The sequence below is a fragment of the Limosilactobacillus galli genome (assembly GCF_947381495.1).
GTDB classification, from domain to species: Bacteria; Bacillota; Bacilli; order Lactobacillales; family Lactobacillaceae; genus Limosilactobacillus; species Limosilactobacillus galli.
Map to the genome: position 1 here is coordinate 21,552 of NZ_CANCWK010000018.1, position 7,484 is coordinate 29,035.

General features: G+C 55.6%; 9 protein-coding genes. All 9 read left to right on the forward strand.

Going from position 1 to position 7,484, the window contains the following annotated elements:
- Positions 1-9 precede the first annotated feature (9 nt).
- The 9 genes from ftsY (at position 10) to rplS (ending at position 7,365) form a co-directional block, all read left to right on the forward strand.
- The gene (ftsY, locus tag QOS10_RS05195) at positions 10-1,659 is read left to right on the forward strand and encodes a signal recognition particle-docking protein FtsY (RefSeq protein WP_283594211.1); all 1,650 of its coding nucleotides are present in this window, start codon (positions 10-12) and stop codon (positions 1,657-1,659) included.
- A gap of 18 nt (positions 1,660-1,677) precedes the next feature.
- A complete protein-coding gene (locus QOS10_RS05200) occupies positions 1,678-2,019 on the forward strand; it encodes a putative DNA-binding protein (RefSeq protein ID WP_283594212.1) in 342 nt (113 codons plus the stop codon).
- A gap of 3 nt (positions 2,020-2,022) precedes the next feature.
- The gene (gene ffh / locus QOS10_RS05205; RefSeq protein WP_283594213.1) at positions 2,023-3,468 is read left to right on the forward strand and encodes a signal recognition particle protein; all 1,446 of its coding nucleotides are present in this window, start codon (positions 2,023-2,025) and stop codon (positions 3,466-3,468) included.
- A gap of 99 nt (positions 3,469-3,567) precedes the next feature.
- Positions 3,568-3,846 (forward strand): 30S ribosomal protein S16, encoded by a 279-nt coding sequence (gene rpsP, locus QOS10_RS05210; protein ID WP_057806187.1) that lies wholly within the window; start codon positions 3,568-3,570, stop codon positions 3,844-3,846.
- A 12-nt stretch (positions 3,847-3,858) separates the two neighbouring features.
- Positions 3,859-4,119: a KH domain-containing protein gene (locus QOS10_RS05215; protein ID WP_283594215.1), complete on the forward strand. Its 261-nt coding sequence runs from the start codon at positions 3,859-3,861 to the stop codon at positions 4,117-4,119.
- Positions 4,120-4,173: 54 nt separating this feature from the next.
- A complete protein-coding gene (gene rimM, locus QOS10_RS05220; RefSeq protein ID WP_283594216.1) occupies positions 4,174-4,680 on the forward strand; it encodes a ribosome maturation factor RimM in 507 nt (168 codons plus the stop codon).
- The gene (gene trmD, locus QOS10_RS05225; RefSeq protein ID WP_283594217.1) at positions 4,680-5,438 is read left to right on the forward strand and encodes a tRNA (guanosine(37)-N1)-methyltransferase TrmD; all 759 of its coding nucleotides are present in this window, start codon (positions 4,680-4,682) and stop codon (positions 5,436-5,438) included. The genes rimM and trmD overlap by 1 nt, the downstream gene beginning before the upstream one ends.
- Before the next feature lie 11 nt (positions 5,439-5,449).
- The gene (locus tag QOS10_RS05230) at positions 5,450-6,883 is read left to right on the forward strand and encodes an APC family permease (protein ID WP_283594218.1); all 1,434 of its coding nucleotides are present in this window, start codon (positions 5,450-5,452) and stop codon (positions 6,881-6,883) included.
- Positions 6,884-6,999: 116 nt separating this feature from the next.
- Positions 7,000-7,365 carry a 50S ribosomal protein L19 gene (gene rplS, locus QOS10_RS05235; protein WP_283594219.1) on the forward strand — a complete coding sequence of 122 codons (366 nt, stop codon included), beginning with the start codon at positions 7,000-7,002 and terminating at the stop codon, positions 7,363-7,365.
- Positions 7,366-7,484 lie beyond the last annotated feature (119 nt).

The following is a 7,484-nucleotide window of genomic DNA, read 5'->3' on the forward strand; positions in this document are numbered from 1 at the left end:
GGTGTAGAGATGGGATTATTTGATATTTTCCGTCGCCATAAGAAGAAACCGGCTGAACAGCCGAGTGCAGTGACTAGTCCGGCCAACACGGCGCCTGAAAGCACCCAGCCGAGTGCGCCCCAGGAACCGGTAACCAGTCAGGTAAGTGCAACGGCTGCGCAGCCAACGACCGCGAGTGCCCAACCAACCGTGGCCCAAGAAAGTGCAGCGGCAACGAAACCAGAAGAGACGCCAAGTGCAGCCCCAGTCAGTGAAACAGCTGAAGAGACAGCGCCACAAGCCACTACGGTTCCCGAGTCTGCTACCCAGCCAACGGAAGCGGCTCAGTCATCCGAGAAGGCTGAATCATCTGAAGCAGCCCAGTCAACTGCCAGCGAGCAGCCAATGACCACTTCGCAACCAGCAGAATCACAACCTACTGCTATATCTGAAGAAGCACAGGGAGAGTCTGCGGCCACGGAAGAACCAGTAGCGGAATCGTCAGTGGCAGAATCAACGGCTGACTCCGCTGCTTCAACGGCAACATCAGCCGCAGCTGAACAAGCTAGTGCGGAATCTGCCGCGGAGTCTGCAGCACCAACTAGTGCAGCCGTTGAAGAAGAATCCTCTGCCAATGAACCGGTAAAAGAGCCAGCCAGTGAGGAACCAACTGTGGAAGAATCTGCCGCTGCCACTGAAGAAGATGCCGAACAGGCAAACGATGAGGAAGAAGAGACCGACCAGACCGTTAAGAAGTATGACCGCGGTTTGGCTAAGTCCCGGACTGGCTTCGGGGCCCGCCTCAACCGCTTCCTGGCGAACTTCCGCCACGTCGATGAGGACTTCTTCGATGACCTGGAAGATATGCTGATCGAATCGGATGTCGGCTATGACATGGCGATGAAGCTCAGCGACGAACTCCGAGAAGAGGTTAAGCTGGAGAACGCCAAGAGCAAGCAGGATGTTTCCAACGTCATCATCGAAAAGATGGTTGACCTCTACGACGAAGCCGGCAAGGACGAGAACCCGGACCTCAACATGGCCGAGTCCGGCCCGACGGTAATCATGTTCGTTGGGGTTAACGGGGCCGGGAAGACCACCACGATTGGTAAGATGGCCGCCCTCTTCAAGAAGCAGGGCAAGAAGGTCCTCTTAGCCGCCGCTGATACCTTCCGGGCCGGGGCGACCGAACAGCTGGACGTCTGGGCTAAGCGTGACGGGGTTGACATCGTCACTGGACCAGAAAACGGTGATCCAGCGGCCGTCGTCTTTGATGCGGTCCAGAAGGCCAAGAAGGAGGACTACGACATCCTCTTCGTCGATACCGCCGGTCGTTTGCAGAACAAGGTCAACCTGATGAAGGAGCTGGCCAAGATGAAGCGGATCCTGACCCGGGAGATCCCGGATGCGCCGCATGAAGTGCTGCTCGTCCTGGATGCTACGACGGGTCAAAACGCCCTGAACCAGGCCAAGTTGTTCAAGCAGAGTACCGACGTCACTGGGATCGTCCTGACCAAGCTCGACGGGACCGCTCGTGGGGGGATCGTTCTGGCCATCCGGAACGAACTTCACCTGCCGGTTAAATACGTCGGCCTCGGTGAAAAGGTGGACGACCTGCAGAAGTTCAACGCCAGCGACTTTGTCTACGGCCTCTTCAAGGGCCTGGTCGACGTCGATTAAGCAAGGTGACTTTTTAATATGGAAATCGAGAAAAACTACCGGATCAACTCGCTGTTTGAGTTTTACCAGCCCCTTCTGACCAAAAAGCAGAACGAGTACATGGACCGCTACTACGGGAATGACTACTCGCTGGGCGAGATCGCCGAGAACTTCAACATCAGTCGGCAGGCGGTCTACGATAACATCAAGCGGACCGAGAACATCCTGGAGAGCTACGAGGCGAAGCTCCACCTCTATGCGGAGTTTCAGGCTCGCAACCGCCAGGCCGATGAGATCCAACAGTACGTACGCACACACTACCCGGATGATGCCCGCCTCAATGAGCTGGTGGGCCATCTGGAAAGCTTGGAGGAAGAATAGCTAATGGCATTTGAAGGATTAACAGAACGCCTGCAGAAGGCGATGGAAAAACTACGGCGCAAGCCCAAGGTGACGGAGGCCGACCTGCGGGAAACCATGCGGGAGATCCGCCTGGCCCTCTTGGAAGCTGATGTTAACTTCAAGGTGGTCAAGGACTTTGTCAAGAAGGTTCGCGAAGAGGCGGCCGGGGCCGAGGTCCTCAAGGGCTTGAACCCCGCCCAACAGATTGTCAAGATCGTTAACGACCAACTGACCGAACTGATGGGGGAAGAGGCCGTGCCGCTCAACAAGGCTGCCCACATTCCAACCGTCATCATGATGGTGGGTCTCCAGGGGGCCGGTAAGACGACCACGGCTGGTAAGCTGGCCCTGCGGTTGAAGAACGAGGACCACGCCCGGCCGATGTTCATTGCGGCCGACGTCTACCGGCCAGCCGCCATCACCCAGTTGCAGCAGGTTGCCGACCAGATCGACGTTCCCGTCTTTGAGAAGGGGACCGACGTGGACCCGGTCGAGATCGTCCGCGAGGGGATGGAAGTCGCTAAGCAGAATCACAACGACTACGTGATCATCGATACGGCCGGTCGGCTGCAGATTGACGAGCAACTGATGGACGAATTGGTCAACATTAAGCAGCTGGTCAACCCGGACGAAATTCTCCTGGTAATCGATGCGATGACCGGGCAGAACGCCGTCAACACCGCCCAGGGCTTCGATGACAAGCTCGACATCACCGGGGTGGTCCTGACCAAGCTCGATGGTGACACCCGTGGTGGGGCGGCCATGTCAATCCGAGCCGTCACGGGGAAGCCGATCAAGTTCGTCGGTGAAGGGGAAAAGATGGAGGACTTAGATGTCTTCCACCCCGACCGGATGGCTTCGCGGATCCTGGGTATGGGTGACATGATGACCCTGATCGAAAAGGCCCAGAAGAACTTTGACGAGGAACAGGCCCAGGAGACCATGGACAAGATGCGGGAGAATACGTTTGACTACAACGACTTCCTCGCGCAGATGGACCAGGTCACCAAGATGGGACCCCTGGAGAACATCATCAAGATGATGCCAGGGATGGCCAATAATCCGGCCCTGAAGAACATCAATCTGGATCCCAAGCAGTTTGCCCACATCCGCGCCATCGTCCTCTCAATGACCCCGGAGGAACGAGAGAACCCTGACTTGATGAACCCGAGTCGGCGCCGGCGGTTGGCTGCTGGTTCCGGCCGGCCGATCGTCGAGGTCAACCGGATGATCAAGCAATTCAACCAGATGCGTAAGATGATGAAGCAGGTCACCAACGGTAACATGAGCGGGATGCAGAACCTGTTCGGCGGTCAGATGCCTGGCGGCCGGATGGGTCAGATGGCGATGAACCGGATGGCCCGGAAGATGAAGAAGGACAAGCAGAAGCGGATCAAAAAGCTCCGCAAGATGCGCAAGAAGCGCTAAATTCAAAAAAATTACGCCTGTCAAGAAAAACTACTTTACATTCCATTTGAACACTGGTATATTATTATCTGTTAAAAGAAATCAGGGAGGTGCAAAAGAATGTCCGTTAAAATTCGTTTAAAGCGCATGGGTTCAAAGAAGCGTCCTTTCTACCGGATTGTTGTCGCTGACTCACGTTCCCCACGTGATGGTCGTTTCATCACTTCATTAGGTACTTACAACCCATTGACTACTCCAAAGGAAGTTAAGTTCGACGAAGACGCCGTTATGGATTGGCTGCAAAAGGGTGCACAACCTTCTGACACTGTTCGTAACATGCTGCAAAAGGCTGGCGTTATGAAGAAGTTCCACGAAGCTAAGTACGCCGCAAAGAAGTAGTGATGAGTGATCATGACCGAGACTGATATCAAAGCGTTGATTCGTAGTTTAGTAACCCCACTTTTAAGACATCCGGAATCGTTGTCGATTACGGTATCTGATAGTGACCGTTTTCGGCGATACACCGTTAATGTTGACGCAGCAGATGTGGGCCGGTTGATTGGCCGGCAGGGACACGTTGCTGCGGCGCTACGGACAGTTGTTGAGGGCGCGCGTTCTCGACGTACAAACGCCAAGAAGATCCGGTTGCTGATTAATGATCATCGACACTAAATAAAAACCTCCCACACCAACCTGTGGGAGGTTTTACCATTTTTAGGAGGAAATATGGACTTTTATAATGTTGGTAAAGTTGTAAATACCCATGGTATCCGTGGTGATGTGCGCGTGATGCCGACCACCGATTTCGTGGCGGAGCGCTTTGCCAAGGGGCAGGACCTCTACCTGCAACAAGCTGGGGAACCCCTGAAGCTGATCGTCGAATCGGCCCGGCAGCACAAGGGCTTTATCCTGGTGAAGTTTGTCGGCTATGACAATATCAATGACGTGCAGGCCTTCCGTGACCACGAGCTGATGGTCAGCGGCAAAGACCAGCAACCCCTAGAGGACGGTCAGTACTACTACCACCAGATTATCGGCTTGAGTGTCAAGACGGTCGACGGGGAAGAGCTTGGGACCATTAAGGAAATCCTCTCCCCCGGGGCCAATGACGTCTGGGTTGTCCAGCGGGATGGTAAGAAGGATTTGCTCCTTCCCGTGATCGATGACGTGGTTAAGGACGTGGATCTCGATGCCGGTGAAGTTACAGTTGAATTAATGGAAGGACTAGAATAGTGCGAATCGATATTTTAAGCTTATTCCCCGATATGTTTCAAGCAACGCTGGGGGAATCAATCGTTGGGCGGGCCCAGGAGAGCGGCTTCCTCGACATCAACGTCACCGACTTTCGGAAGTACACCACCGACAAGCATAACCATGTCGATGATGCGCCGTTTGGTGGGGGGGCTGGAATGCTCCTCCAGCCGCAACCGATTTTTGATGCCATGGCAGCGATCCAAGAGGAGACCAAGGACACCTATCCGAAGGGCCGGGTAATCCTGATGGACCCGGCTGGGCGGCGTTTCGACCAGGACTATGCCCAGGAGCTGGCGATGGAGGACCACCTGACCTTCATCTGCGGCCACTACGAGGGCTATGACGAGCGGATCCGTCACCTGGTCACCGATGAGGCCTCCCTGGGGGACTACGTGCTGACCGGGGGCGAGTTGGCGGCGATGGTGATGATTGATGCCACCGTTCGCTTTGTTCCCGGGGTGCTGGGCAACCAGGCGTCCCCGATGGGTGATTCCTTCAGCAACGGCCTGCTGGAGTTTCCACAGTATACCCGTCCCGCCGACTTCCGGGGGATGAAGGTGCCTGAGGTGCTGACCAGCGGTAACCACCAGAAGATTCGAGAATGGCGGATGAAAGAGTCCCTGCGGCGGACCCTCCACCGGCGCCCCGACCTGCTGAAGACGGCCAAGTTAACCCGTGAGCAGCAGCTGATGCTTGAGGATATCAAGCTCGAAGAAGATCCAGATATTCCAGACTGATGGTGATGGGGATGAAAAAACTAATTCAACGTTTACTTTGGAAACAGGATCCCTCAGTCTATGAGGCCAAGGACGCCAAGCTGACCCCCAGCCTGCGGACAATTGACCTGATCGGCCTCGGAACGGGGATGGTCGTCGGCACGGCAATCTTTACCCTGCCCGGCATCGTGGCGGCGGAGCACACCGGCCCGGCTGTTCCGCTGGCCTTCATTGTGGCGGCGATCGGGGCGGGGCTCTCTGCCCTGGCTTACGCGGAGACGTCCTCGGTCCTGCCTTTTGCCGGCTCGGCCTTCTCGTGGATCAACGTCCTCTTTGGCGAGTTCTTCGGCTGGATCGCCGGCTGGGCCCTGTTGGCCGAGTACTTCATCTCGGTGGCCTTTGTCGCCTCGGGGTGGTCGGCCTACATGCAGGGTTTCCTGGCCAGCCTGGGCGTTCATCTGCCGCGGGCCCTCACCGGGGGATTTGACCCAAGCCACGGATCCTACGTCGATATCCTGGCGGCCCTAGCGATCTTGATCGTCGGGATTCTGATCTCGCGGGGGTTGCACCAGGTCAGCCGGATTGAAAACATCATCGTGGCGGTCAAGCTTCTGGTGATCCTGATGTTCATCGTGGTTGGGGCGACGGCTATCCAGGCGAAAAACTACGTGCCGTTTATCCCGCCGCACCGTCCCGGAACAACCTTCGGGGGCTGGCAGGGGATCCTGGCCGGGACCGCGCAGATCTTCATCGCCTACGTCGGCTTTGATGCGATTGCGGCCAATACCGCCGAGACCAGGAATCCGCAGAAGACGATGCCGCGGGGCCTGATCGGGACCCTGGTGCTGGGGACCAGCTTCTTCATTGCCGTTTCCCTGGTCCTGGTGGGGATGTTCAAGTACAACCGCTACGCTAACAATGCGGAGCCGGCCGCCTGGGCTCTCCGCCATTCCGGCCACTACTTTACGGCCAACCTGCTCTCGGTAGTGGCAATCGTGGGGATTTTTTCCGCGTTGATTGCCATCCTGCTGGCCTCTTCCCGGCTAATCTATGCCTTCGGGCGGGACGGCCTGTTGCCGAAGACCCTCGGGGTGATTGATGGGCGGCACGTGCCAAATCACGCCCTCTGGCTGATCACCGTCCTGGCCATGATCCTGGGCTCCGTCTTCCCGTTCACCTTCCTGGCAACGCTGGTTTCGGCGGGGACCCTGGTGGCCTTCATCTTCGTCTCCCTGGGGATTTACGCCCTGCGCCCACGGGAGGGGAAGGACTTGCCGGAAGCCCAGTTCAAGATGCCGTGGTATCCAGTTTTGCCAGCCATCTCCGCGCTCTTCTCTGCGGTGATCTTCTGGGGTTTGAACATCGATGCCAAGATTCTGATGGTGGGGTGGTTTGCCATCGGGCTGATCATCTACTTCAGCTATGGCCTGCGCCATTCCATCATCAACCAGGAGCACCAAAAATAGGGCTTGAAAGTTAAGTGAAAAGCTTGTATAGTAGTTATTGGCTGTTTAGCCGTGAATAACGGTATTCCGCTGCCCCCAGGTGGGACATGAATGTCGGCGAAAGGAAAGAAATTATAATGCGTCAAAACAAGTTGATCGAAAAGATTACTGCTAGTCAATTACGGGATGATATTCCTGACTTCCGTGCCGGGGATACTGTTCGGGTTCACGCTAAGATCGTTGAAGGTTCACGTGAGCGTATCCAGATGTTCGAAGGTGTCGTTATCAAGCGCCACGGTGCTGGTATCAGCGCTACCTACACTGTTCGTAAGATCAGTAACGGTGTTGGTGTTGAACGTACTTTCCCAGTTCACTCACCACGGGTTGAAAAGATCGATGTTCTCCGTCATGGTCGGGTACGTCGTGCTAAGCTGTACTACCTTCGGGCTCGTACTGGTAAGGCTACTCGTATCGCTGAACGTCGTCGCGATAACGAAAAGTAATCTAAGCCAGAGAACTCCTGCTATGCGGGGGTTCTTTTATTTTGGCTCTATGATATTCGGTAAGGATAAGATGATTTCTTATCTTTACCGTTTTTTGTTACTTGTTGTACCATTGATTT